This is a genomic window from Streptococcus sp. V940, from assembly GCF_054353495.1.
Map to the genome: position 1 here is coordinate 279,468 of NZ_JBTHHZ010000001.1, position 24,132 is coordinate 303,599.

Here is a 24,132-nt window from a genome sequence, read left to right on the forward strand (position 1 = left end):
AATCCTATACAGTTCTGATCATTTTCTCTCGGTGAGAAATGGTGAGGACTGACTTTAAGAAAAAGAAAGGAATTGAAAAGGTCTCACTTATTGAGATCTTACGATCAGAATTATGTTAGTATCATACAAATGGTTAAAAGAATTAGTGGACATTGATGTGCCATCACAAGAGTTGGCTGAAAAAATGTCAACTACAGGGATCGAGGTAGAAGGTGTGGAATCACCAGCTGCTGGTCTCTCAAAAATTGTCGTCGGAGAAGTCTTGTCTTGTGAAGATGTGCCAGAAACACACTTGCATGTCTGCCAAGTCAATGTGGGTGAAGAAGAAGCTCGTCAAATCGTCTGTGGAGCACCAAATGTGCGTGCAGGCATCAAAGTTATGGTGGCTCTTCCGGGTGCTCGCATTGCGGATAACTACAAGATTAAAAAAGGGAAAATCCGTGGCTTAGAGTCACTAGGGATGATCTGTTCACTTGGTGAATTGGGCATTTCTGACTCCGTTGTACCAAAGGAATTCGCAGATGGCATCCAAATCTTGCCAGATGATGCTGTTCCAGGTGAGGAAGTATTCTCCTATCTAGACTTGGATGATGAAATTATCGAACTTTCCATCACTCCAAACCGTGCAGACGCTCTTTCTATGCGTGGGGTTGCGCACGAAGTGGCAGCTATCTATGACAAGGCAGTGACCTTTAAAGAATTTACCTTAACAGAAACAGACCAAGTTGCAGCGGATGCTCTTTCTGTCAGCATTGATACAGACAAGGCTCCTTATTATGCAGCCCGCATCTTGGACAACGTAACCATCGCACCAAGTCCACAATGGTTGCAAAATCTCCTCATGAATGAAGGCATCCGTCCAATCAATAACGTAGTCGACGTAACCAATTACATCTTGCTTTACTTTGGTCAGCCTATGCATGCCTTTGACTTGGATACCTTTGAAGGGACTGACATCCGCGTACGTGAAGCACGTGCTGGTGAGAAATTAGTGACCTTGGATGGGGAAGAGCGTGAGTTGGAAACAAGTGACCTCGTGATCACTGTTGCAGACCAACCAGTAGCCCTTGCAGGTGTCATGGGTGGTCAGGCTACAGAAATCTCTGAAAAGTCTAGTCGTGTCGTCCTTGAAGCTGCTGTCTTCAATGGCAAATCTATCCGTAAGACAAGTGGTCGCCTCAACCTGCGTTCAGAATCATCTTCTCGCTTTGAAAAAGGTATCAATGTGGCAACCGTTAATGAAGCCCTCGATGCGGCAGCGAGCATGATTGCAGAATTGGCTGGTGCAACCGTGCGTAAGGGCATCGTTTCAGCAGGCCAGTTGGATACTTCAGATGTGGAAGTTTCTTCCACTCTTACAGACGTGAACCGTGTCCTTGGAACAGAGCTTTCCTACGCGGATGTCGAAGATGTCTTCCGTCGTCTTGGTTTTGGCCTTTCTGGAAATGCAGAAAGCTTCACAGTGAGCGTACCACGTCGCCGTTGGGACATCACTATCGAAGCGGACCTCTTTGAAGAAATCGCACGTATTTATGGGTATGACCGCTTGCCAACTAGTCTACCAAAAGACGATGGGACAGCCGGTGAATTGACTGCGACTCAAAAATTGCGTCGTAAAGTGCGCACCATTGCAGAAGGGGCAGGTCTGACTGAAATCATTACCTACGCTCTGACAACACCTGAAAAAGCAGTGGAGTTCACTACAGCTCCAAGCAACTTAACAGAGCTCATGTGGCCAATGACTGTGGATCGTTCCGTCCTCCGTCAAAATATGGTTTCAGGTATTTTGGATACCGTTGCTTACAACGTGGCTCGTAAGAACAAAGACTTGGCCCTTTACGAGATTGGAAAAGTCTTCGAGCAAACAGGAAATCCAAAAGAAGAATTGCCAAATGAAATCAATAGCTTTGCCTTTGCTTTGACAGGCTTAGTCGCTGAAAAAGACTTCCAAACACCAGCAGTCCCTGTTGACTTCTTCTATGCCAAGGGAATCTTGGAAGCCCTCTTTGCTCGTCTAGGACTTGAGGTGACTTATACCGCAACGCAAGAGATCAAGAGCCTCCACCCAGGACGTACAGCCTTGATCTCACTCGGTGACCAAATTCTTGGTTTCCTCGGTCAAGTGCACCCTGTAACAGCTAAGGCTTATGATATTCCAGAGACTTATGTAGCAGAACTGAACCTTTCAGCTATCGAAGCAGCCCTTCAACCAGCTGCTCCATTTGTGGAAATTACCAAGTTCCCAGCGGTGAGTCGTGATATCGCTCTTCTTCTCAAAGCAGAAGTCACTCACCAAGATGTAGTTGATGCCATTCGAGCTGCAGGAGTGAAACGTTTGACAGCTATCAAACTATTTGATGTCTTCTCAGGTGAAAAACTAGGACTTGGTATGAAGTCTATGGCTTATAGCTTGACCTTCCAAAATCCAGAAGATAGCTTGACAGACGAAGAAGTCGCACGCTACATGGAAAAAATCCAAGCATCGCTCGAAGAAAAAGTGAATGCAGAAGTGCGTTAACAGTAAAAAATCCATCCTAAGGATGGATTTTTTTATCTTTGTAAATGCCTAATATTAGAAAGAAAAATAAGGTTGAATCTGATTTGTTTTGAGAAAAAAATTCCTAGTAAATTCTACTAATAAAAATGTACATAAATCCTTGTAATGGCTAAAAAAAGGAGTATAATGAGGGTAAGATTAGTAGGAGGTGGCATATGTTAGAAGTCCGTAATCTTGAAAAAAGTTTTGGCCCTAAGCAAGTTCTATTTGGTGTAGATTTCCAAGCACTACCAGGGCGTATTTTAGGTCTAGTTGGAAAAAATGGTGCAGGAAAGACCACTATTTTCCATAGTATTTTGAAATTTTTAGATTATCAGGGAGACATTCAGTTTGATGGCGAGGATATTCGTCAGGAAACCTATGCTCGGATTGGCTATTTACCTGAGGAACGTAGCCTCATGCCTAAGTTGACAGTTCTAGAACAAGTGCGTTATTTGGCAACCCTAAAAGGCATGGATGCAAAAGAAGTCAAAGAAAAACTCCCTCAATGGATGGAGAAGCTAGAAGTAAAGGGAAAATTGGCAGACAAGATTAAGAGTCTCTCGAAAGGGAATCAACAAAAAATCCAGCTGATCATTACTTTAATGCATGAACCAGATTTGATTATCCTTGATGAACCCTTTAGTGGCCTAGACCCAGTTAATACCGAGTTGCTCAAGCAGGTTATCCTCAAAGAAAAAGAACGTGGGGCGACCATTATCTTCTCAGACCACGTCATGACCAATGTCGAAGAACTCTGTGATGATATCCTTATGATTCGTGATGGACAAGTAGTCTTACATGGACCTGTCCAAGATGTTCGGAATCAATATGGCAAAACGAGACTTTTTGTTGCAAGTGAAAAAAGCCAGGAAGAACTGGAAAGTCTTCCTCATGTCACTCATGTGAGCTTGACCAAGCAGGGGACTTGGAAACTCGTTCTAGATGATGAAAATGCTGGGCAGGAGCTCTTTACTATCTTGACTCAAGGACACTATATTGCGACCTTTGACCAGCAAGCTCCGACAATTGATGAAATCTTTAAACTAGAATCAGGGGTGGAAGTATGAGAAATATGTTGGTTGTAATCAAAGAAACTTATCTACGTCATGTAAAATCCTGGAGTTTCTTCTTTATGGTAATCTCACCTTTTCTCTTTATCGGCTTGTCTGGTGGAATTGGCTATCTCCAAGGCTCCTCTCTAGCTCAGAATAATAAGGTGGCAGTAGTTAGTTCAGTGCCTGCTGTAACAGAGAGTCTTAAATCGACCAATGGCATTAATTTTGACTATCAGGATGAAGCAAGCGCCCAAGAAGCTGTCAAGGATGAAAAAATCAAGGGCTATCTAACGATTGACCAAGAAGGTAGTGTCCTCAAGGCAGTCTATCACGGTGAAACTTCCCTTGAAAGTGGTATAAAGTTAGCTGTGACCACTAAGTTGAATGAACTCCAATACCAACTCAACCGTACGGAGGCGCATTTATCTCAGGAACAGGAACAACACTTGGCACAAACGATTCAATTCTCAGAGCAGATTGATGAAGCCAAGGAAAGTAAAAAGATGGTCCAAACCTTTGCAGCAGCTGGACTGGGTTTCTTCCTCTATATGATTTTGATTACTTATGCTAGTGTCACAGCTCAAGAAGTGGCTAGTGAAAAAGGGACAAAAATTATGGAGGTGGTCTTCTCAAGTATTCGTGCTAGTCACTACTTTTACGCTCGTATGATTGCCTTACTTCTTGTCATTTTGACTCATATTGGTATTTATGTTGTAGGCGGACTGGGAGCAATCTTATTCTTTAAAGATATGCCTATCTTGGCCAATTCAGGTATCCTAAACCACTTAGGAGAAGCCTTCTCAGTCAATACCTTGTTGTTTGTCTTGGTCAGTCTCTTTATGTATGTGGTTTTGGCAGCCTTCTTAGGTTCTATGGTTTCTCGCCCTGAAGATGCAGGAAAGGCCTTATCTCCGTTGATGATTTTGATAATAGCTGGTTTTGTTGGCGTTACTGCCCTAGGCGCTGCAGGAGACAATTTGATTTTGAAAATCGGCTCCTATATCCCATTCATCTCAACTTTCTTTATGCCTTTCAGAGCTATTAATGGTTATGCAAGTAGTTTAGAAGCATGGATTTCGCTTGCAATAACAGTTGTATTTGCCGTAACCGCAACAGCCTTTATCGGACGTATGTATGCCAGCCTAGTCCTCCAAACAGATGATTTAGGTATCTGGAAAACCTTTAAACGAGCTTTAAGCTATAAATAAAGTAACAGACCTGTGAATGTATCTCCCAGGTCTTTCAATTAACTGAAATATTTCACATTATTTCTTCTAAACCTTTGACTAATAAAGAAAATTATCGTACAATAAAAAGTACGTGATAAAATGAGACCAGAGTTTATATGCTCTGGCTTTAGTAGTAAAAAAAAGAGGAGAAACGCTTTGGAATTAGAAGTATTTGCTGGGCAAGAAAAAAGTGAACTATCTATGATTGAGGTGGCTCGTGCCATCTTGGAACAACGTGGTCGCGATCACGAGATGCATTTTAGCGATTTAGTCAATGAAATCCAAAACTATCTTGGTACCTCTAATAGCGATATTCGCGAAGCCCTACCTTTGTTCTATACAGAGTTGAACTTTGATGGTAGCTTTATCTCACTTGGAGATAACAAATGGGGCCTTCGTTCATGGTATGGAGTAGATGAAATTGACGAAGAAATCATTGCTCTTGAAGAAAGTGACGATGAAGAAGTAGCACCTAAGGCTAAGAAAAAACGTGTTAATGCCTTTATGGATGGAGATACGGATGCCATTGATTATGGTGCAGATGATCCAGAGGATGAGGACGCCTACGAAGAAGATCCAGCTCTTTCTTATGATGATGAAAATCCAGACGATGAGAAGAACGAAGTAGAAGCCTACGACGCTGAAATCAACGAAATCGCACCAGACGATCTTGGGGAAGATGTTGATCTCGTTGAAGAAGATGACGAAGATTCTGAGGAAGAAGAAGAATAATACCAAACAACAAGGAAATGTCCTTGTTGTTTTTTTAGTTCATTTTCTCATAAGGAAGAATGGAAAAATAGTCCAATTTTTGGTAAGATAAGATTATGGATTTTGAAAAAATTGAACAAGCATATACCTATTTACTAGAAAATGTCCAAATCATTCAAAACGATTTGGCGACAAGCTTTTATGATGCCTTAATTGAACAAAATGGGATTTATCTAGATGGTCAAACCAATCTAGAGCAAGTCAAAAAAAATAACCAGGCTCTAAAACGATTGGCACTCCGAAAAGAGGAGTGGTTACGGACCTATCAATTTTTGTTAATGAAGGCAGGGCAAACAGAACCTCTTCAAGCCAATCACCAGTTCACCCCGGATGCGGTTGGTCACTTGATAATTTTTTTGATAGAACAACTGTGGCCCGCTGAAGATTTAAGTCTATTAGAGTTGGGTTCTGGGATGGGAATCTTGGGTGCTAGCTTCTTGATAGCTATGAACAAAAAAGTAGACTATCTCGGAATTGAGATAGATGATCTCTTAATTGATTTGGCTGCAAGTATGGCAGAAGTTATGGATCTTCAAATGGGCTTTGTCCAAGGAGATGCGGTACGTCCACAAGTATTAAAAGAAAGTGATATCATTGTGAGCGACCTTCCTATTGGCTACTACCCAGATAATCAGATAGCTTCGCGTTACCAAGTTGCAGCTGAGGGCGAACATACTTACGCTCATCATTTGTTAATGGAACAATCACTCAAGTATCTCAGGACAGGAGGCTATGCGATTTTTCTAGCTCCAACAGATCTCCTGACAAGTCCTCAGAGTGATCTCTTGAAATCCTGGCTCACTGAACAGGCTCAATTAGTAGCTATCATAGCTTTGCCAGAGGATCTCTTTGCCCAAGGAGCCCAGTCTAAGACCATTTTTGTCCTACAAAAGAAGACGGGAGAAGGGGTTGAGCCATTTGTATATCCACTGACAAGTCTTCGTGACCCTGAGATTTTGATGGAATTTAAGGAAAATTTTCAAAATTGGTGTCAAGGGCATGAAATCTAGTGTAAATTTTGATATAATAGTTGAAAACGCTTAAAAAGGGGAATAAAATTATGACAAAAACCATTGCAATTAACGCTGGAAGCTCTAGCTTGAAATGGCAACTGTACCAAATGCCAGAAGAAAAGGTGCTTGCAAAAGGTTTGATTGAGCGAATTGGATTGAAGGATTCTGTATCAACAGTTAAGTTTGATGGTCGTTCTGAGCAACAAATTCTTGATATCGAAAACCACACCTTGGCTGTAAAAATCTTACTTGATGACTTGATTCGTTTTGAAATTATTAAAGCTTATGATGAAATTACTGGTGTCGGACACCGCGTTGTTGCAGGTGGAGAATACTTCAAAGAGTCTACCGTAGTTGAAGGGGATGTCTTAGAAAAAATTGAAGAACTAGGACTTCTTGCGCCCTTGCACAACCCTGCAAACGCTGCTGGTATTCGTGCCTTCAAAGAGTTGTTGCCAGATATTACAAGTGTAGCAGTCTTTGATACATCATTCCACACTACAATGCCAGAAAAAGCATACCGTTATCCATTACCAACGAAGTACTATACAGAAAACAAGGTTCGTAAATATGGAGCTCACGGTACAAGCCACCAGTACGTAGCCCAAGAAGCAGCAAAACTTTTGGGACGTCCACTCGAAGAATTGAAATTGATCACTTGCCATATCGGTAATGGTGCTTCTATCACAGCTGTTAAGGGAGGTCAATCAATTGATACCTCTATGGGATTCACTCCACTTGCTGGTGTGATGATGGGAACAAGAACTGGTGATATTGACCCAGCTATCATTCCTTACTTGATGGAGCATACAGAAGACTTCAAGACTCCAGATGATATTAGCCGTATTCTAAACCGTGAATCTGGTCTTCAAGCCGTTTCAGGCTTATCAAGTGACATGCGTGATGTTCAGAATGGTGTGAACGAAGGCAATCACGATGCTATTCTTGCCTTTGAAATGTATGTTGACCGTATCCAAAAATACATTGGACAATACTTGGCAGTCCTAAACGGGGCAGACGCTATTATCTTTACTGCTGGTGTTGGTGAAAATGCAACTCTTGTGCGCGAGAAAGTTATTTCAGGTATCTCTTGGTTTGGTTGTGATCTAGACCCAGAGAAAAATGTCTTTGGAGTAACTGGAGACATTTCTACAGATGCTGCAAAAATTCGCGTACTTGTCATCCCAACTGATGAAGAACTTGTCATTGCTCGTGACGTTGAACGTTTGAAAAAATAAAAGATAAGAAAATCGACCTTCTCGAAAGAGAGGTCGATTTTTTATTTTTCAAAAATACTTCACCATTTAGTGAGCGAAACTTCGCCACTATTGAGCCAAATTCTTTCACCAGTAGCTAATTGGATCTGTAGTTGCCCCTGGTCAGAGATATCACAAGCTTTTCCTGAGATGATTTCTTGATCTTTCTTAAAGGAAATTTCTTTGCCTAAAACAATTGATTGTTTTTTATAAAGGTAAAGCAGCTCATCGACCTCAGTTTCGTAGAAGCATTTCCAGATTTCAGCAATCAGTTCGTTGCGAGTGATTGGACTGTTTTGAGAGAATAAACTTCCAGCTTTCCCTTGTAAATTTTTAGGAAATTTAGCGATAGAGAAGTTAATTCCAACCCCAATGATAACATCTGTAACCAGTCCAGTTTCTATAGAAGTGATGGCCTCGGTTAGGATGCCGGCTACTTTTTTATGATTTAGGTAGAGATCGTTGACCCATTTGATATCTAAATCAATCAGACAAAGGTTTTTAACAGCCTTATAAATTGCGGCTGCAGTCAGGAGTGTATAGGCTGGCAAATCTAGATAAGAGAGATTGGGCTTGAGGTGGAGAGACATGTAAATCCCACCTTGTTCTGGAGAATAGTAGGGGCGTTGAAATCGACCACGTCCCATAGTTTGGCCTGTTGATAGGTAGAGTATGTCTCCTTTGGCACCAGCTTCCATGGCCTCCTTGGCATCACTCTGGGTTGATTTGGTGATAGGCTTAAATTGAACTGAGATTGGGCTGTTAGCTTCTATTTCTTGAGGTAAGATTAGGTCACCGTGAAGAAGTTTGTAGCCACGGTTTTTGATGCTGTCAATTTCTAAACCTTCCTGCTGGAGGCGTTGGATAGCCTTCCAAACAGAGGTGCGAGAGAGGTTTAATATTTCAGCGATTTTCTCTCCGCTTAAATAATCTGTTTCATGAGCTAAAATTTTGTAAACTTCTTGGTAGGATTTCATACTAGGTCCTTTCTGGAACAACTAGATTTATTGTACCATATTTTTAAAAAAGGATGCGCGCTTTGAGAGGTATCTTAGTCTACTATAAAAATTTTACCTAGTTTTAGTTAGGATGCCATGGACAAAGTGGTTTTCAAATCTTTTGAAAAATGGTAAAATGTTTTAATAGTTTATTTATCTGAGTTTTTTAGCACAGAGAGAAAGGATCTGTTGTGAAATCAATAGGTATCATTGAAAAATTGAAAGGCTTATCCAAGCAAGAACTAGTCTTGTTAGGTGTTATTCTAAGTATTTTCTTGCCTTTTTATATTTTCGTTATTATTTTTATCGCCTACTTAATAGGTCTAATATTTACAGGAGAGATGAAGGGGATATTAAAACGATTATCCCACCATTCTATCTTACTTTTATTTATCGGCTATAGTGGTGTTATCTCTCTTTTAGCTCAAAATGTTATGGGGATGGTTTCCACTTTAGGGATGTTCCTCTTTGCAATTTTCTTTTATTATTACCAAGCCCATTTAACCCCTAAGTTTTTCAGATTGGTATTGCAATCGGTTATGTCGCTTAGTGTGCTAGCATCAGTTTTTGCAGCCTTAGAGCATTTTCAGATTGTAAAGAAATTTGATTATACTTTCTTATCACCAAAGATGCAGGTCTGGCATCAGAACCGTGCAGAGGTAGCCTTCTTTAATCCTAATTATTATGGGATTATCTGTTGCTTCTGTATTATGATTGGATTCTACCTAATTAGTACGACTCGATTGAGATGGTTGAGAATTTTCTCTCTCATTGCAATCTTTGCAAATTTGTTTGGCTTGAATTTCACCCAAAATAGAACAGCTTTTCCAGCTATTATCTTTGGTGCGATTATTTATCTTTTCACTACCATTAAGAACTGGCGTGCCTTCTGGCTCAGTATCGGAGTCTTTGGTGTTGGTCTAGCCTTTCTCTTCTCGAGCGATTTGGGAGTTCGAATGGGGACGCTCGATTCGTCTATGGAAGAACGAGTGTCGATCTGGAATGCAGGTATGACCTTATTCAAACAAAATCCCTTCTGGGGCGAGGGGCCCCTAACTTATATGCATTCCTATCCTCGTATTTTTGCTCCTTATCACGAACATGCTCATAGTATATACATTGATACGATATTGAGTTACGGTGTAGTAGGTACTGTATTATTAGGGATTGCTTCTTCAGATCCAATTCGAATGTTGATTGATATGAGTCAGGTACCAAGTAAAAGACCTATCCTTGGACTTTATCTTTCATTTTTAACAGTAGTGGCTGTACATGGAATTTTTGACTTGGCCCTCTTCTGGGTTCAATCAGCCTTCATCTTCCTTCTAGTGATGTGTAGTCTACCACTCAAACATAGTATGATTTCAGAACTTGTTGATTAACAAAAAAGATAGTAGAAATAAAATTTTCTACTATCTTTTTCTTTCATATGAGACTATTGAATAGCCTGAATTAAGTCTTCAGCTTGTTTTTCTAGAGAAGTAGTGATGCTATCTTCAAGGACTAGTTTACCATCTGCCCAAGCAGAATCATTGACACGAGCTGCGGTAAAATCACCAACGACTTGTGTACGGATAAATGGCAAGAGGTCTTTGTAAATCGCAAAGAGTTGATCGTGTCCAGCGTTAGCTACAGATGATACCGTAACAATCTTATCTTGAAGAGCAGATGCTCCACGAGTGTCAGACAAGTCAATTGCGCGTGAAAGCCAGTCAAGTAAGTTTTTCACAGTCCCTGGAATTGAGAAGTTGTAAACTGGAGAGAAGATCCAGATAGCATCAGCAGCTAGAACAGCTTCGCGAGCCGCTGCAACAGCTGGAAGGGTAGGAACTTCAAGGTCTTGGCTAAAGAGAGGAATGGCTGAGTAGTCAAGGTAACTTACCTCGGATTTGCCAGCAAGTGCCTTTTCAGCTTCTAATGCCATTTGGTGGTTGAATGAACCTTCACGAAGTGAACCAACGATAAACAATACTTTTTTAGACATAGGGAGTCTCCTTTTAATTTTAATCTTTTAATCTGAATCACTCTGTTGTTACAATATATGTTACAACAGAATAAAATCATTTGCAAGGGATATGCTCAGAAAATAAAATCAATAGAATCTAAGTTTTTAATTAAAAATGAAGAGCGTAGAAAAGTCTATAAAAACACGGCTTGAAGTTGTGTAATGATATCCTAAAAACGGATTGAAAATCCAGATTCCTCCCCTAACTTCACTTGTAATTCACTAGGATAGATGGTAAAATAGACGAGTGAAAAAGAGACAGAAAAAAGAAAAAAATTCCCTATTATTTCAGTACATTATTGGTATAACTTTGTTAACTCTAGTCATCACTTCTTCCTTTCTCTACTTAGTATGGCTCAGCATGAAGCCTTATCGAACTGCTAAGGTAGAAGGTGAAAGACTCGCTAAGCAGTATGTAAATCTAGAAACGGTTAGCCAGATTGATATCTTCAATGGTTTAGAAAGCTATTATAGTGTTCTTGGCCAAGATAAGAACCAGAAATCAGTTGCTGTCTTAGTAGAGAAAAGTAGCAACAATATTTACGTATATCAACTAGAAAATGGTACTTCTCAAGAAAAAGCAGAAGCAGTTGTCAGAGAAAAAGGAGCAACTGAGATCGACAAGATTACCTTCGGACGGTACGCTGAAAAGCCTGTCTGGGAAATCAAGTCTGGAGGAGACTATTATCTAGTAGATTTTGAATCTGGCGCCTTAGTCGAAAAGGAGAAACAATGAAATTATCCAAACGTGTCTTAGAGATGGAAGAAAGTGTCACTCTGGCTAGTGATGCAAGAGCAAAGAAGTTAAAGGCTGAAGGAAAAGACGTTCTTTTCTTGACTTTAGGTCAGCCCGATTTTCATACTCCTGAAAATATTCAGGATGCTGCGGTTGCAGCCATTCGAGATGGACGTGCTTCTTTCTATACGGTGGCTTCAGGTTTGCCTGAGTTAAAAGCAGCAGTTAATACTTATTTTGAACGATACTATGGTTATTCTGTGGCAGCTAATGAGGTCACTTTTGCGACTGGTGCCAAGTTCTCACTCTATACTTTCTTTATGGCTGTGATTAATCCAGGTGATGAGGTTATCATTCCAACACCTTACTGGGTCAGCTATGGGGATCAGGTTAAGATGGCAGAAGGCCTTCCAGTATTTGTCCAAGCCAAGGAAGACAATCACTTTAAAGTAACTGTGGAGCAATTAGAAGCTGCTCGCACAGGTAAGACCAAAGTCTTGGTTCTTAACTCACCATCTAATCCGACTGGGATGATCTATTCTCGTGAGGAATTGTTAGTCATTGGAAATTGGGCTGTTGAACATGATATTCTTATCCTGGCCGATGATATTTATGGTCGTTTGGTCTATAACGGGAATGAGTTCGTTCCGATCTCTAGTCTATCAGAAGCTATTCGCAAACAAACTATTGTCATCAATGGAGTGTCTAAGGCCTACGCTATGACAGGATGGCGTGTTGGTTATGCAGTAGGTGATCCAGAAATTATTGCTGCTATGAGCAAATTGACTGGTCAAACAACTTCAAACCTAACCGCTGTTTCACAATACGCAACAATCGAGGCCTTAACTGGTCCACAAGACTCTGTAGAAACCATGCGTCAGGCTTTTGAGGAACGTCTCAATACTATTTATCCTCTCTTGTGCCAAGTCCCTGGCTTTGAAGTAGTCAAACCGCAAGGAGCTTTCTACCTCTTCCCAAATGTTAAAAAAGCTATGGAGATGAAAGGCTATACAGATGTAACAGCATTTACAACGGCTATTCTTGAGGAAGTGGGTCTGGCCCTGATTACAGGAGCAGGATTTGGAGCACCAGAGAATGTCCGTCTCAGTTATGCGACAGACCTAGATACACTCAAAGAAGCTATTCGTCGCTTGCACCAATTTATGGAAAAATAAAAATAAAATCTTCGTCGTCTTGACGGAGGTTTTTGTGTTTAAAAACTTATGAAATTCTGTCGAACAAGCTAGCTATCAGGCATTATTTGTGGTACAATAGTGGGTAATAATGTCTTTAGACAAGTTAAACGAAAAAAGGAAGATAAATGATGACAAAACGTGTAACAATTATCGAAGTAAAAGACTACGTTGGTCAAGAAGTCACTATTGGTGCTTGGGTTGCTAACAAGTCAGGAAAAGGAAAAATTGCCTTCTTGCAATTGCGTGACGGAACTGCCTTCTTCCAAGGCGTGGCTTTCAAACCAAACTTTATCGAGAAATTTGGTGAAGAAGTAGGTCTTGAAAAATTTGATACGATCAAACGTCTAAGCCAAGAAACTTCAGTCTTTGTAACAGGGATTGTTAAAGAAGATGAGCGCTCAAAATTTGGTTATGAGTTGGATATTACAGACATCGAAGTCATCGGTGAATCTCAAGACTACCCAATTACTCCAAAAGAACACGGAACAGACTTCTTGATGGATAACCGCCACTTGTGGTTGCGTTCACGCAAACAAGTAGCAGTGATGCAAATCCGTAACGCTATTATCTATGCAACTTATGAGTTCTTTGATAAGAATGGCTTCATGAAATTTGATAGCCCAATCCTTTCAGGAAATGCTGCAGAAGATTCTACAGAACTTTTCGAAACAGACTACTTTGGAACACCAGCTTACTTGAGTCAATCTGGTCAGCTTTATCTTGAAGCAGGTGCTATGGCTCTAGGTCGCGTCTTTGACTTTGGTCCAGTATTCCGTGCAGAGAAATCTAAGACTCGCCGTCACTTGACAGAGTTCTGGATGATGGATGCTGAGTATTCATACTTGACACACGATGAGTCACTTGACTTGCAAGAAGCTTATGTTAAAGCGTTGCTTCAAGGTGTTCTTGACCGTGCTCCTCAAGCCTTGGAAACATTGGAGCGTGATACAGAGCTCTTGAAACGCTACATTACTGAGCCGTTTAAACGCATCACTTACGATGAAGCCATTGATCTCTTGCAAGAGCATGAAAACGACGAAGACGCTGACTATGAGCATCTCGAGCATGGTGATGACTTCGGTTCACCACATGAAACTTGGATTTCAAACCACTTTGGTGTGCCAACTTTTGTGATTAACTACCCTGCAGATATCAAGGCCTTCTACATGAAACCAGTTCCTGGTAATCCAGAACGCGTTCTTTGTGCGGACTTGCTCGCACCAGAAGGGTATGGAGAAATCATCGGTGGTTCAATGCGTGAGGAAGACTACGATGCCCTTGTTGCGAAGATGGAATCACTTGGTATGGATCGTACAGAATACGAATTCTACCTTGACCTTCGTAAATACGGTACAGTTCCACACGGTGGATTTGGTATCGGTATCGAGCGTATGGTAACCTTCGCAGCTGGTACAAAACACATTCGTGAGGCTATTCCATTCCCACGTATGTTACACCGTATTAAACCTTAATAACTATAAAAAAACGCCAGATGGCGTTTTTACTTTAAATTCAATCATTCTATCGATTCATGAATGAACTATAGCCTATTTGCCCAAAGAGCCTTCTTGTGATAAAATAACAAGAAGAAAAGGAGAAGAGCATGATTGATGTTGAAGAAATTCTAAGTAAGATGAATCCCAATCAAAAGATCAACTATGACCGTGTCATGCAAAAGATGGTCCAAGTTTGGGAAAAAAATGAAGAAAGACCAACTATTCTCATGCACGTCTGTTGTGCTCCCTGCAGTACCTACACTTTAGAGTACTTGACTAAGTATGCCGATGTGACCATTTATTTTGCTAATTCCAATATCCATCCCAAGGCTGAGTATCACAAGCGTGCTTATGTGACCCAAAAGTTTGTCAGTGATTTTAATGAGAGAACTGGCAACAATGTCCAATATCTAGAAGCACCTTATGAACCCAATGAATACCGTAAACTGGTTCGAGGCTTGGAAGAAGAACCGGAAGGTGGGGATCGCTGCAAGGTTTGTTTTGACTATCGTTTGGATAAGACAGCGCAGGTGGCTATGGATTTAGGATTTGACTACTTTGGTTCGGCCCTAACCATCAGTCCTCACAAAAATTCACAAACCATCAATAGTATCGGGATTGATGTGCAGAAAATTTACACCACTCATTATCTTCCGAGTGATTTCAAGAAGAATCAAGGCTACAAGCGTTCTGTAGAGATGTGTGAAGAATATGACATCTATCGCCAATGTTACTGTGGCTGTGTCTATGCAGCTCAAGCCCAGAATATCGACTTGGTGCAGGTCAAGAAGGATGCAACAGCCTTTATGGTAGATAAGGATATCGAGAAAGATTATTCCCATATCAAGTTCACCGTTACAAAATTAGACATTTAAACGAAAACCTGCCTTAAGGCAGGTTTTTTTTGATTATAAAAAAACTAGGGCAGACACCCTAGTTTGACAACTTTACCGATTCTTTAGTTCTACGTAGCGTTTGTACCAAATGTTGACATAGGCTTCTGAGAAGGGGCCTCGTTCATTGTTGATCCAATCAACAAGAATCTTAACATGTTCTTTCAAAATATAGTCTAAATCATCAGGATAATTCATCTTTCGCTTATGACGTTCATACTCTTCGACGTCCAAGAGGCGTTTCTCGCCATCTGTAAAAACTTTAACATCCAAATCATAGTCGATGTATTTTAAAGCTTCTTCGTCTAGATAATAAGGGCTAGCCATATTGCAATAGTAGGAAATCCCATTATCACGAATCATGGCGATGATATTAAACCAATATTTTTTGTGAAAGTAAACAATAGCCGGTTCTCGAGTTACCCAACGACGACCGTCACTTTCGGTAACAAGTGTGTGGTCGTTGACGCCGATAATAGCGTTCTCTGTTGTTTTTAGTACCATGGTGTCTCGCCAAGTACGGTGAAGACTCCCATCATGCTTATAACTTTGAATTGTAATAAAGTCGCCTTCTTTTGGAAGTTTCATAACTAACCAACTTTCTACAATTTATAAGTTTATCGTTTACTATTGTATCACATTTTTGTTTAAAGTTCTTAGTTTTTCATGAAAAAATTAAAGATATTCTCTGAGAGCGCTGGCTATATCCGAAAAATCGTAGCCTTTTCGTGCTAAAACTTGGGTCAAACGCTGCTTGAGTTCGTATCCTTCATACTTACGCGAATATTTTCGATATTGCTTATCCAACTCTTTAAAGATTAGTTCTTGAACAGTTTCCTCTTCTACCTGGCTATCCAGTTGGTCAAATGCTGTTTTAGCTTCCGAGTAGGAAAACCCTTTGTTGGTAAGATTTTGGATTATCTTATCTTGTAGAGCGCGAGCAGGAAATTTGCCCTGATATTTTCTCAGTAATTTTTCGGCTGTACGCTCTGCGACTTCCGTCATGTTAAATTCTTGTAAGACTTCTTGGATAAGGGTCTTAGCAACTCCTTTTTGAGAAATCTTTTGTATCAGCATGTAGCTTCCCTTGTCACCAGATAGCTGATTGGAATTGATGATCGCATAGGCATACTGACGGTCATTGATCCAGTTATCATCCTTGAGGACTTGGATGACTTGTGGTATGATTTTCTCATCAATCTCATGTTTAACTAAATAGTCTCTGACTTCCTTTTCAGTACGAGCCTTGAAGGATAAGTGGTAGAGCGCCAAGTTTTTTCCGTAGGAAAATTGTGCAAAGGTCTGAATTTCTGCAAACTCTTGAGGACTAATTTCCTTATCCTTGGTCAACATAAAACGAACAATGGTATCCTCGGTAATATAGCAGGTTTGGTCGCTATCAAGTTCTAGCAGATAGAGTCTTTTTTTCTTTTCTAGTTTTGTGATTTTCATGGTTTTCCTTTTATCCAAACGCTTCAAAGGCAGCAACGAGTCGAAGTTTATTTACATCGACCTGTTCTCTCCCATAATAGTCAAGAAATAGTTCAGCGTATTTAGGGTCATGTAGGTTATAGTTGAGGGACCAAACTGCCCAAAAGAGATCGATATGTCGGTCACTGAAATCAGCTAAGCCAAGGTCAATAAAGCAAGAGAAGTGGTCAGCATCCTTTAGAATAAAGTTCGGTAGACAGGCATCCCCGTGAATAAAGGCATCTGTCTTTAAAAGGTGCCCTTGTTCTTGGATGAGTTGGAAGGCCTCTTCGCGACTGTTGATTTGGAATTGGGGTAGGAGGGCCTTGGCATAGAACTCCCCTTTTTTATAGTTTTTAAAGGCTCTGTCTTTATAGGCCTGTAAATGATTTTCTGATGGAAAATTTTGCGGATAAAAGCTATGAAGTTTTTTAAGAGCCTCTGCCATGGTTCGGCAAATTTTATCTGGTTGGTCTAAAAAAGCGAGAGTATTATGACCAATAGCCTCTTTCGTCAGGAGGTAGTCTTTATCCGTAGATAGATAGTGGATGACTGGAGTTCCTATTCCCTCTTGTTCAAACCAACTTGCAATTCTAGCTTCTCGCTCTAATCTTCCCTTTTGATCTATTTTCAAATAGTAACCTGAATCAAGATAGAGAACCCTTGCGCCTGAATGAGAAGAGCTGTCAGAAAGAGTTGCTCCCTCTATATAAATTCGTAATTGCTCAGGAAAATCCAATGGGGAAAAATGAGATATCTTTGTATTCATGGTTTTATTGTAACATATTCTTAACCATTGAGAAACTACGTGGTATAATAGACTTATGAGTCTTAAAGTCAAACAAAAAATTCCATTAAAAATCAAGCGTATGGGGATAAACGGGGAGGGTATCGGATTTTACCAGAAAACCCTTGTTTTTGTTCCAGGTGCCCTCAAGGGAGAAGATATCTATTGTCAGGTGACTTCTGTTAAGCGTAATTACGTTGAGGCCAAACTGCTTGAGGTCAATAAAAAATCTAAGTTTCGAGTGGTACCAGACTGCACCATTTATAATGAGTGTGGAGGCTGTCAAATCATGCATCTGCATTATGACAAGCAGCTGGAGTTTAAAACGGATCTTCTCCATCAAGCTCTGAAAAAATTTGCACCTGCAGGCTATGAAAACTATGAAATCAGACCAACTATTGGTATGCAGGAACCAAAGTATTATCGAGCTAAACTACAATTCCAAACTCGAAAGTTTAAGGGTCAGGTCAAGGCAGGATTATATGCTCAAAATTCGCACTACTTGGTTGAGCTAAAAGACTGTCTGGTTCAAGACAAGGAGACACAAGCGATTGCCAATCGAATGGCAGAACTCTTGACCTATCATCAAATTCCGATTACAGATGAACGGAAAATTCTGGGTGTTCGGACCATCATGGTTCGTCGCGCACGGAAAACTGGGCAAGTTCAGATTATCATTGTGACCAATCGTCAATTAAATCTGACTCAATTTGTGAAAGATTTAGTCAAGGATTATCCTGAAGTAGTGACTGTCGCAATCAATACCAATACTGCTAAAACTAGTGAGATTTATGGGGACAAGACAGAGATTATTTGGGGACAGGATAGTATTCGTGAGGGTGTATTAGACTATGAGTTTTCTCTCTCACCAAGAGCTTTTTACCAACTCAATCCTGAACAGACAGAAATTCTCTATAGTGAAGCCGTTAAGGCTTTGGACGTAAATGAGAATGACCATCTGATTGATGCCTATTGTGGTGTTGGAACCATTGGTTTTGCCTTTGCCAAAAAAGTTAAAAGTCTGAGAGGGATGGATATTATTCCAGAAGCTATTGAGGATGCCAAAGAAAATGCCAAGCGCATGGGTTATACCAATACTCACTATGAGGCTGGAATTGCAGAAGAAATTATCCCTCGTTGGTACAAGGAAGGCTATCGTGCCGATGCCTTGATTGTAGACCCGCCTCGTACCGGTTTAGATGACAAACTCTTGGATACCATCGTCAAATACGCTCCTGAAAAGATGGTCTACATTTCCTGCAATGTATCTACCCTGGCGCGTGATTTAGTCCGCTTGGTTGAAGTCTATGACCTGCATTATATCCAGTCAGTTGATATGTTTCCGCACACGGCTAGGACAGAAGCAGTGGTCAAATTAACCAGGAAAAAGCCAGACTCTAAATAGAATTGACGACTGGAAAGTATTTGAAAAGAAGACTTCTAGTTACAGAGTAAGATTTGCAAGCTCCCTATATTTATGATAAAATAAATAGAAAATAAAATGAAAAAAGAGGTATGTGAAATGTCACGTAAACCATTTATCGCTGGTAACTGGAAAATGAACAAAAACCCAGAAGAAGCAAAAGCATTCGTTGAAGCTGTAGCATCAAAACTTCCTTCAGCTGACCTTGTTGAAGCTGGGATCGCAGTTCCTGCACTTGACTTGACAACAGTTCTTGCTGCTGCTAAAGGAACTAACCTTAAAGTTGCTGCTCAAAACTGCTACTTTGAAAATGCAGGTGCTTTCACAGGTGAAACTAGCCCACAAGTTTTGAAAGAAATCGGTACTGACTATGTTGTGATCGGTCACTCAGAGCGCCGTGACTACTTCCACGAAACAGATGAAGACATCAACAAAAAGGCAAAAGCAATCTTTGCGAACGGTATGCTTCCAATCATCTGTTGTGGTGAGTCACTTGAAACTTACGAAGCAGGAAAAGCTGCTGAATTCGTAGGTGCTCAAGTTTCAGCTGCTCTTGCAGGATTGACTGCAGAACAAGTAGCTTCATCAGTTATCGCTTATGAGCCAATCTGGGCTATCGGTACTGGTAAATCAGCTTCACAAGACGATGCACAAAAAATGTGTAAAGTTGTTCGTGACGTTGTAGCAGCTGACTTTGGTCAAGAAGTAGCTGATAAAGTACGTGTTCAATACGGTGGTTCAGTTAAACCTGAAAACGTTGCAGAATACATGGCTTGTCCAGACGTTGACGGAGCTCTTGTTGGTGGTGCATCACTTGATCCAGAAAGCTTCTTGGCATTGCTTGACTTTGTAAAATAAGCTTCAAATATCTGAGACAGACAGTTCCCTCCCTCGAGGTTAAGACTGCCTGTCTTCTTTTTAGTAAAAAGGCGTGCGAAAGCACGCTCTTTTCTGCATTTTGAATGAAAAGGAAAGGAGAATTATGCTTTATATTTGGTCTTATCTCAAACGTTATCCCAAGTGGTTGATTTTAGACTTTCTCGGAGCTATTTTCTTTGTCATTGTCAATCTAGGTCTACCGACTGTTCTTGCTCGTATGATTGACCAAGGAATCAACCAAGGCGACAAGGACAAGCTCTATTTTTGGGCTATCATCATGTTGGTCATAATCGTCTTGGGAACATTTGGACGGATTGTGCTATCTTATGCTGCTAGTAAATTGACCACTAATATGGTTAAGGATATGCGAAATGAAGTTTATGCTAAATTACAAGAGTATTCTCATCACGAATATGAACAAATCGGTGTGTCTTCACTAGTTACTCGTATTACCAGTGATGCCTTTGTCCTCATGCAGTTTGCAGAACAGACGCTTAAGTTGGGTGTCATCACTCCCATGATGATGCTGTCGAGTATTCTCATGATTTTCTTGACGAGTCCCTCACTGGCCTGGATTGTCGCTTTTTCCGTTCCTTTTCTAGCTGTAGTAGTCATTTATGTGGCGGTCAAAACGCGTCCTTTATCTGAAAAGCAACAGAAAACACTGGACAAGATTAACCAGTATGTCCGTGAAAATTTGATGGGCTTGCGAGTGATTCGTGCCTTTGCTCGTGAAGACTTCCAAGAAAAACGTTTCGAAGAGAAAAATGCAATCTATGCGGATAATTCGAATCGCTTGTTCAAATTAACTGGTTTGACGGAACCACTTTTTGTGCAAATCATTATTGCCATGATTGTAGCTATCGTTTGGTTTGCTTTGGATCCTCTCAAGCAAGGAAGTTTGCAGATTGGGGATTTGGTTGCCTTTATCGAGTATAGTTTCCACGCTCTCTTATCCTTCCTATTCTTGTCAAACCTCTTTACCATGTATCCACGTACGGCTGTATCTAGTGAGCGTTTGAAGGAAATCATGGACATGCCCATTTCCATTGACCCAAACGAGGATGGAGTTCAAGAGACTGAAACTCATGGTTATCTAGAATTTGAAAATGTGACCTTTGCTTATCCTGGGGAAACAGAAAGCCCTGTGTTGCATAATATTTCCTTTACTGCTAAACCGGGAGAAACCATTGCTTTTATCGGTTCGACTGGGTCAGGTAAGTCTACTCTGGTTCAGTTAATTCCTCGTTTTTATGATGTTACACTGGGGAAAATTAAGGTCGATGGTGTTGATGTCCGTGATTACCGTCTCAAATCACTCCGCCAGAAAATTGGTTTTATTCCACAAAAAGCCTTGCTCTTTACAGGGACTATCGCAGATAATCTCCGTTACGGAAAAGAGGACGCCAGTCATGAGGACTTGCACCAAGCAGCTGATGTAGCCCAAGCCAAAGACTTTATCGAAAGTCGAGAAGAAGGTTTTGCAACTCATCTGGCTGAAGGGGGAAGCAATCTATCAGGTGGTCAAAAGCAACGCTTGTCGATTGCCCGCGCAGTCATCAAGGGTCCAGATATCTATATCTTTGATGATTCCTTCTCAGCCTTGGACTACCGTACAGATGCTATCTTGCGCCGTCGTCTCAAGGAAGTGACTCAAGATGCTACTGTATTGATTGTTGCGCAACGTGTTGGAACCATTATGGATGCGGACCAGATTATCGTCCTTGATAAGGGCGAAATCGTTGGTCGTGGACGTCATGAAGAATTGATGGTAACCAATGATATCTATCGAGAAATTGCTGAGTCGCAGTTGAAAGATGCGTCTCTGACAGAAGAATAGGAGGTAAAGGATGAAACAACAATCTAGTCTAGCTCGTCTATGGAGCTATTTAAAAGCCTACCGTTTCTCTGTTTTCTTTGCAGTCTTCTTGAAAATAGTCAGCGTCATAATGAGTGTTATCGAGCCTTTCGTATTGGGGCTTGCTATCACTGAGTTAACTAGCAACCTCCTTGCCATGGCAAATGGTGTTGCAGGAGCTGGACTTAATACTAGCTATATCTCAGTGATTCTGGTGATCTATCTCTTGCGTGGCCTTTTTTATGAGTTGGGTTCTTACTACTCAAACTATTTCATGACCAATGCTGTCCAGTCTATGATACAGGATTTGCGAAATGAAATGAGCGAAAAAATCAACCGCATCCCTGTGTCTTACTTTGACAAGCACCAATTTGGAGATTTGCTGGGACGTTTTACTAGTGATGTAGAGACCGTATCTAATGCACTCCAACAATCCTTCTTACAGATTGTTAATGCAGTCTTTACCATTATTTTTGTTATGGGAATGGTCCTCTATCTAAATCTTCAGTTGGCTATCATTGTTATCTTGTCGATTCCAGTGACTTATTTTGGGGCTAAAACGATTCTAAATCGTTCGCAGCCGTACTTTAAACAGCAGGCAGCTATATTGGGACGAATGAATGGATTTGTGCAAGAAAACTTGACAGGTTTTAATGTTTTAAAACTTTTCGGACGCGAAGAAAACTCTCAAGAGAGATTTGAAAAGATTACGGATGAATTGCAACAAGTCGGATTCAAGGCTAGCTTTATTTCAGGTTTGATGATGCCTGCCCTTCACATCGTATCTGATTTAACCTACCTGATTGTTGCAGTCTTAGGTGGATTGCAGGTTATTGCAGGGCGTTTGACGATTGGTAATATGCAGGCCTTCGTTCAGTATGTGTGGCAGGTTAGTCAACCAATTCAAAATATCACTCAATTAGCAGGACAAATGCAAAGTGCTAAGTCTTCGCTTGATCGCGTCTTCGAAGTTCTAGATGAACAGGAAGAAGTCCAAACTGCTGAAGTGAAAGAACTAGCACCATTGACAGGTCAAGTTAGTTTCAAAAATGTCGATTTCCAGTATGTGGAAAACAAACCATTGATTCGTAATTTCAACCTAGATGTTGAACCTGGAGAGATGGTGGCCATCGTAGGACCTACTGGAGCAGGGAAAACAACCTTGATTAACCTTCTCATGCGTTTTTACGATGTGACAGCTGGTGCCATTTTAGTGGATGGCCATGATATTCGTGATCTGTCTCGTCAGGACTATCGTCGACAGTTTGGGATGGTCCTACAGGATGCCTGGCTCTATGAAGGCAGTATCAAGGAAAATCTTCGCTTTGGAAATCTGGATGCAACAGATGAAGAAATCGTTGAAGCTGCTAAGGCGGCCAATGTTGACCACTTTATCCGCACCCTTCCTGGTGGCTATAACATGGAAATGAACCAAGAGTCAAGTAATATTTCTCTTGGGCAAAAACAGTTGTTAACGATCGCGCGTGCTCTCTTGGCGGATCCTAAAATCTTAATTTTGGACGAAGCGACCTCATCAGTCGATACTCGTTTAGAACTCTTGATTCAAAAGGCCATGAAACGTTTGATGAAGGGAAGAACAAGCTTTGTCATTGCACATCGACTTTCTACGATACAAGAAGCTGATAAGATTTTGGTACTTAAAGATGGACAGATAATCGAACAGGGAAATCATGAAAGTCTTTTGGCTGCAAAAGGTTTCTATTATGATCTTTATCAAAGTCAATTTTCTAGTAAAAACAGAGAAAATAGCTAGGGTAAATAGCCACTCATTTTCTTAAATTATCAGTCAATTACAACTTTTTTAATATGGGTTAATTTTCTTGCTTTTGTCTACTAGGTGTAGTATACTAAGGTAGTAATCAATAAATATGGTTACAAAAATAATATTATGAGGTGAGAAAAATGGTTGAATTGAAAAAAGATGCATTAAAAGATGTAACAACATTATCTAAGACAGCTCCTGAAGCGCTAGTAAATACAAAGAAAGTTTTGAATCAAGCCGTTGCAGACTTGTATGTAGCACATATCGCTCTTCATCAAGTACACTGGTACATGCGCGGACGTGGTTTTATGGTATGGCATCCTAAGATGGATGAATACATGGATAGCCTTGATGGTTACCTAGACGAAATCAGCGAACGCTTGATTACACTCGGTGGGAAACCATACTCTACTTTGACAGAATTCCTTCAACACAGTGAAATCGAAGAAGAAGTTGGAGAGTTCCGCAATGTCGAAGAAAGTTTGGAACGTGTCCTTGACATTTATCGTTACCTCATCACTCTTTTCCAAAAAGCTTTGGATGTAACAGATGAAGAAGGCGATGATGTTACCAATGATATCTTCGTTGGTGCTAAGGCTGACCTTGAAAAAACAGTCTGGATGCTTGCAGCAGAATTAGGACAAGCACCTGGTTTGTAAGATACTGCATTTTTCTAAAAATCCGTAGAAGTTTTCTACGGATTTTTTTCTATTCAGGAGGGCATTCCAAAACAGTCTTTTTTGAA

At 40.6% G+C, this 24,132-nt stretch carries 21 protein-coding genes; 16 read left to right on the plus strand and 5 right to left on the minus strand.

Translation table 11 applies throughout. The features are described 5' to 3' along the window. Positions 1–112: 112 nt before the first annotated feature. The 6 genes from pheT to ACXYSM_RS01545 all read left to right on the plus strand — a co-directional run bounded on the left by pheT (position 113) and on the right by ACXYSM_RS01545 (position 7,845). Positions 113–2,518: a phenylalanine--tRNA ligase subunit beta gene (pheT, locus tag ACXYSM_RS01520; protein ID WP_458634099.1), complete on the plus strand. Its 2,406-nt coding sequence runs from the start codon at positions 113–115 to the stop codon at positions 2,516–2,518. Between the two features lie 194 nt (positions 2,519–2,712). After that, on the plus strand, positions 2,713–3,606 hold the full coding sequence (locus ACXYSM_RS01525; protein ID WP_458634100.1) for an ABC transporter ATP-binding protein: 894 nt from the start codon (positions 2,713–2,715) through the stop codon (positions 3,604–3,606). Then, the gene (locus ACXYSM_RS01530) at positions 3,603–4,802 is read left to right on the plus strand and encodes an ABC transporter permease (protein WP_458634101.1); all 1,200 of its coding nucleotides are present in this window, start codon (positions 3,603–3,605) and stop codon (positions 4,800–4,802) included. The genes ACXYSM_RS01525 and ACXYSM_RS01530 overlap by 4 nt, the downstream gene beginning before the upstream one ends. Before the next feature lie 177 nt (positions 4,803–4,979). Then, positions 4,980–5,555 carry a DNA-directed RNA polymerase subunit delta gene (gene rpoE / locus ACXYSM_RS01535; protein ID WP_006148015.1) on the plus strand — a complete coding sequence of 192 codons (576 nt, stop codon included), beginning with the start codon at positions 4,980–4,982 and terminating at the stop codon, positions 5,553–5,555. Positions 5,556–5,650: 95 nt separating this feature from the next. Continuing rightward, the gene (locus tag ACXYSM_RS01540; protein WP_458634102.1) at positions 5,651–6,604 is read left to right on the plus strand and encodes a class I SAM-dependent methyltransferase; all 954 of its coding nucleotides are present in this window, start codon (positions 5,651–5,653) and stop codon (positions 6,602–6,604) included. A gap of 50 nt (positions 6,605–6,654) precedes the next feature. Further along, positions 6,655–7,845 (plus strand): acetate kinase, encoded by a 1,191-nt coding sequence (locus ACXYSM_RS01545; RefSeq protein WP_458634103.1) that lies wholly within the window; start codon positions 6,655–6,657, stop codon positions 7,843–7,845. A 59-nt stretch (positions 7,846–7,904) separates the two neighbouring features. On the opposite strand, the gene birA is transcribed toward ACXYSM_RS01545, so the two are convergent. Beyond that, a complete protein-coding gene (birA, locus tag ACXYSM_RS01550) occupies positions 7,905–8,840 on the minus strand; it encodes a bifunctional biotin--[acetyl-CoA-carboxylase] ligase/biotin operon repressor BirA (RefSeq protein ID WP_458634104.1) in 936 nt (311 codons plus the stop codon). Between the two features lie 212 nt (positions 8,841–9,052). Between birA and ACXYSM_RS01555 the strand changes: the two genes are divergently transcribed. After that, positions 9,053–10,243 carry an O-antigen ligase family protein gene (locus ACXYSM_RS01555; protein WP_458634105.1) on the plus strand — a complete coding sequence of 397 codons (1,191 nt, stop codon included), beginning with the start codon at positions 9,053–9,055 and terminating at the stop codon, positions 10,241–10,243. A 53-nt stretch (positions 10,244–10,296) separates the two neighbouring features. Here the strand turns inward: ACXYSM_RS01555 and ACXYSM_RS01560 are convergent, their stop codons facing one another. Beyond that, positions 10,297–10,845, minus strand: a complete 549-nt coding sequence (locus ACXYSM_RS01560) for an NADPH-dependent FMN reductase (RefSeq protein WP_458634106.1) — start codon at positions 10,843–10,845, stop codon at positions 10,297–10,299. Positions 10,846–11,113: 268 nt separating this feature from the next. On the opposite strand from ACXYSM_RS01560, the gene ACXYSM_RS01565 reads away from it, so the two are divergent. The 4 genes from ACXYSM_RS01565 to ACXYSM_RS01580 all read left to right on the plus strand — a co-directional run bounded on the left by ACXYSM_RS01565 (position 11,114) and on the right by ACXYSM_RS01580 (position 15,169). Next, complete coding sequence (locus ACXYSM_RS01565; RefSeq protein WP_458634107.1) at positions 11,114–11,602, plus strand: cell wall elongation regulator TseB-like domain-containing protein; 489 nt, start codon at positions 11,114–11,116, stop codon at positions 11,600–11,602. Further along, the gene (locus tag ACXYSM_RS01570; protein WP_458634108.1) at positions 11,599–12,777 is read left to right on the plus strand and encodes a pyridoxal phosphate-dependent aminotransferase; all 1,179 of its coding nucleotides are present in this window, start codon (positions 11,599–11,601) and stop codon (positions 12,775–12,777) included. Before ACXYSM_RS01565 ends, ACXYSM_RS01570 begins: the two co-directional genes overlap by 4 nt. A gap of 149 nt (positions 12,778–12,926) precedes the next feature. Next, entirely contained in the window at positions 12,927–14,270 is a 1,344-nt protein-coding gene (gene asnS, locus ACXYSM_RS01575; RefSeq protein WP_458634692.1) for an asparagine--tRNA ligase, read from the plus strand. 131 nt (positions 14,271–14,401) lie between these two features. Beyond that, positions 14,402–15,169, plus strand: coding sequence for an epoxyqueuosine reductase QueH (locus ACXYSM_RS01580; RefSeq protein ID WP_004252154.1), 768 nt, complete (start codon positions 14,402–14,404; stop codon positions 15,167–15,169). Positions 15,170–15,241: 72 nt separating this feature from the next. Here the strand turns inward: ACXYSM_RS01580 and ntdP are convergent, their stop codons facing one another. The 3 genes from ntdP to ACXYSM_RS01595 form a co-directional block, all read right to left on the minus strand. Next, positions 15,242–15,775, minus strand: coding sequence for a nucleoside tri-diphosphate phosphatase (gene ntdP, locus ACXYSM_RS01585; RefSeq protein ID WP_004252157.1), 534 nt, complete (start codon positions 15,773–15,775; stop codon positions 15,242–15,244). Between the two features lie 87 nt (positions 15,776–15,862). Next, a complete protein-coding gene (gene recX / locus ACXYSM_RS01590) occupies positions 15,863–16,639 on the minus strand; it encodes a recombination regulator RecX (protein WP_458634109.1) in 777 nt (258 codons plus the stop codon). A gap of 10 nt (positions 16,640–16,649) precedes the next feature. Next, positions 16,650–17,426 (minus strand): aminoglycoside 3'-phosphotransferase, encoded by a 777-nt coding sequence (locus tag ACXYSM_RS01595; RefSeq protein ID WP_458634110.1) that lies wholly within the window; start codon positions 17,424–17,426, stop codon positions 16,650–16,652. A 55-nt stretch (positions 17,427–17,481) separates the two neighbouring features. On the opposite strand from ACXYSM_RS01595, the gene rlmD reads away from it, so the two are divergent. The 5 genes from rlmD (at position 17,482) to ACXYSM_RS01620 (ending at position 24,046) form a co-directional block, all read left to right on the plus strand. Next, positions 17,482–18,849, plus strand: coding sequence for a 23S rRNA (uracil(1939)-C(5))-methyltransferase RlmD (gene rlmD / locus ACXYSM_RS01600; protein ID WP_458634111.1), 1,368 nt, complete (start codon positions 17,482–17,484; stop codon positions 18,847–18,849). Between the two features lie 117 nt (positions 18,850–18,966). After that, complete coding sequence (gene tpiA, locus ACXYSM_RS01605) at positions 18,967–19,725, plus strand: triose-phosphate isomerase (RefSeq protein WP_006148028.1); 759 nt, start codon at positions 18,967–18,969, stop codon at positions 19,723–19,725. A gap of 124 nt (positions 19,726–19,849) precedes the next feature. Continuing rightward, positions 19,850–21,586, plus strand: a complete 1,737-nt coding sequence (locus tag ACXYSM_RS01610; protein ID WP_458634112.1) for an ABC transporter ATP-binding protein — start codon at positions 19,850–19,852, stop codon at positions 21,584–21,586. Between the two features lie 10 nt (positions 21,587–21,596). Continuing rightward, the gene (locus tag ACXYSM_RS01615) at positions 21,597–23,378 is read left to right on the plus strand and encodes an ABC transporter ATP-binding protein (RefSeq protein ID WP_458634113.1); all 1,782 of its coding nucleotides are present in this window, start codon (positions 21,597–21,599) and stop codon (positions 23,376–23,378) included. Positions 23,379–23,527: 149 nt separating this feature from the next. Further along, complete coding sequence (locus tag ACXYSM_RS01620) at positions 23,528–24,046, plus strand: Dps family protein (RefSeq protein ID WP_458634114.1); 519 nt, start codon at positions 23,528–23,530, stop codon at positions 24,044–24,046. Positions 24,047–24,132 lie beyond the last annotated feature (86 nt).

Bases quoted from the DNA above. Each gene is read 5' to 3' on its own strand.
- ACXYSM_RS01615 (WP_458634113.1), top strand. From the start codon at position 21,597: ATGAAACAACAATCTAGTCTAGCTCGTCTATGGAGCTATTTAAAAGCC.
- ACXYSM_RS01580 (WP_004252154.1), top strand. From the start codon at position 14,402: ATGATTGATGTTGAAGAAATTCTAAGTAAGATGAATCCCAATCAAAAG.
- ACXYSM_RS01540 (WP_458634102.1), top strand. From the start codon at position 5,651: ATGGATTTTGAAAAAATTGAACAAGCATATACCTATTTACTAGAAAAT.
- ACXYSM_RS01530 (WP_458634101.1), top strand. From the start codon at position 3,603: ATGAGAAATATGTTGGTTGTAATCAAAGAAACTTATCTACGTCATGTA.
- ACXYSM_RS01525 (WP_458634100.1), top strand. From the start codon at position 2,713: ATGTTAGAAGTCCGTAATCTTGAAAAAAGTTTTGGCCCTAAGCAAGTT.
- ACXYSM_RS01545 (WP_458634103.1), top strand. From the start codon at position 6,655: ATGACAAAAACCATTGCAATTAACGCTGGAAGCTCTAGCTTGAAATGG.
- tpiA (WP_006148028.1), top strand. From the start codon at position 18,967: ATGTCACGTAAACCATTTATCGCTGGTAACTGGAAAATGAACAAAAAC.
- rlmD (WP_458634111.1), top strand. From the start codon at position 17,482: ATGAGTCTTAAAGTCAAACAAAAAATTCCATTAAAAATCAAGCGTATG.
- birA (WP_458634104.1), bottom strand. From the start codon at position 8,840: ATGAAATCCTACCAAGAAGTTTACAAAATTTTAGCTCATGAAACAGAT.
- ACXYSM_RS01610 (WP_458634112.1), top strand. From the start codon at position 19,850: ATGCTTTATATTTGGTCTTATCTCAAACGTTATCCCAAGTGGTTGATT.
- ACXYSM_RS01570 (WP_458634108.1), top strand. From the start codon at position 11,599: ATGAAATTATCCAAACGTGTCTTAGAGATGGAAGAAAGTGTCACTCTG.
- pheT (WP_458634099.1), top strand. From the start codon at position 113: ATGTTAGTATCATACAAATGGTTAAAAGAATTAGTGGACATTGATGTG.
- ACXYSM_RS01560 (WP_458634106.1), bottom strand. From the start codon at position 10,845: ATGTCTAAAAAAGTATTGTTTATCGTTGGTTCACTTCGTGAAGGTTCA.
- recX (WP_458634109.1), bottom strand. From the start codon at position 16,639: ATGAAAATCACAAAACTAGAAAAGAAAAAAAGACTCTATCTGCTAGAA.
- ACXYSM_RS01620 (WP_458634114.1), top strand. From the start codon at position 23,528: ATGGTTGAATTGAAAAAAGATGCATTAAAAGATGTAACAACATTATCT.
- ntdP (WP_004252157.1), bottom strand. From the start codon at position 15,775: ATGAAACTTCCAAAAGAAGGCGACTTTATTACAATTCAAAGTTATAAG.
- ACXYSM_RS01595 (WP_458634110.1), bottom strand. From the start codon at position 17,426: ATGAATACAAAGATATCTCATTTTTCCCCATTGGATTTTCCTGAGCAA.
- asnS (WP_458634692.1), top strand. From the start codon at position 12,927: ATGACAAAACGTGTAACAATTATCGAAGTAAAAGACTACGTTGGTCAA.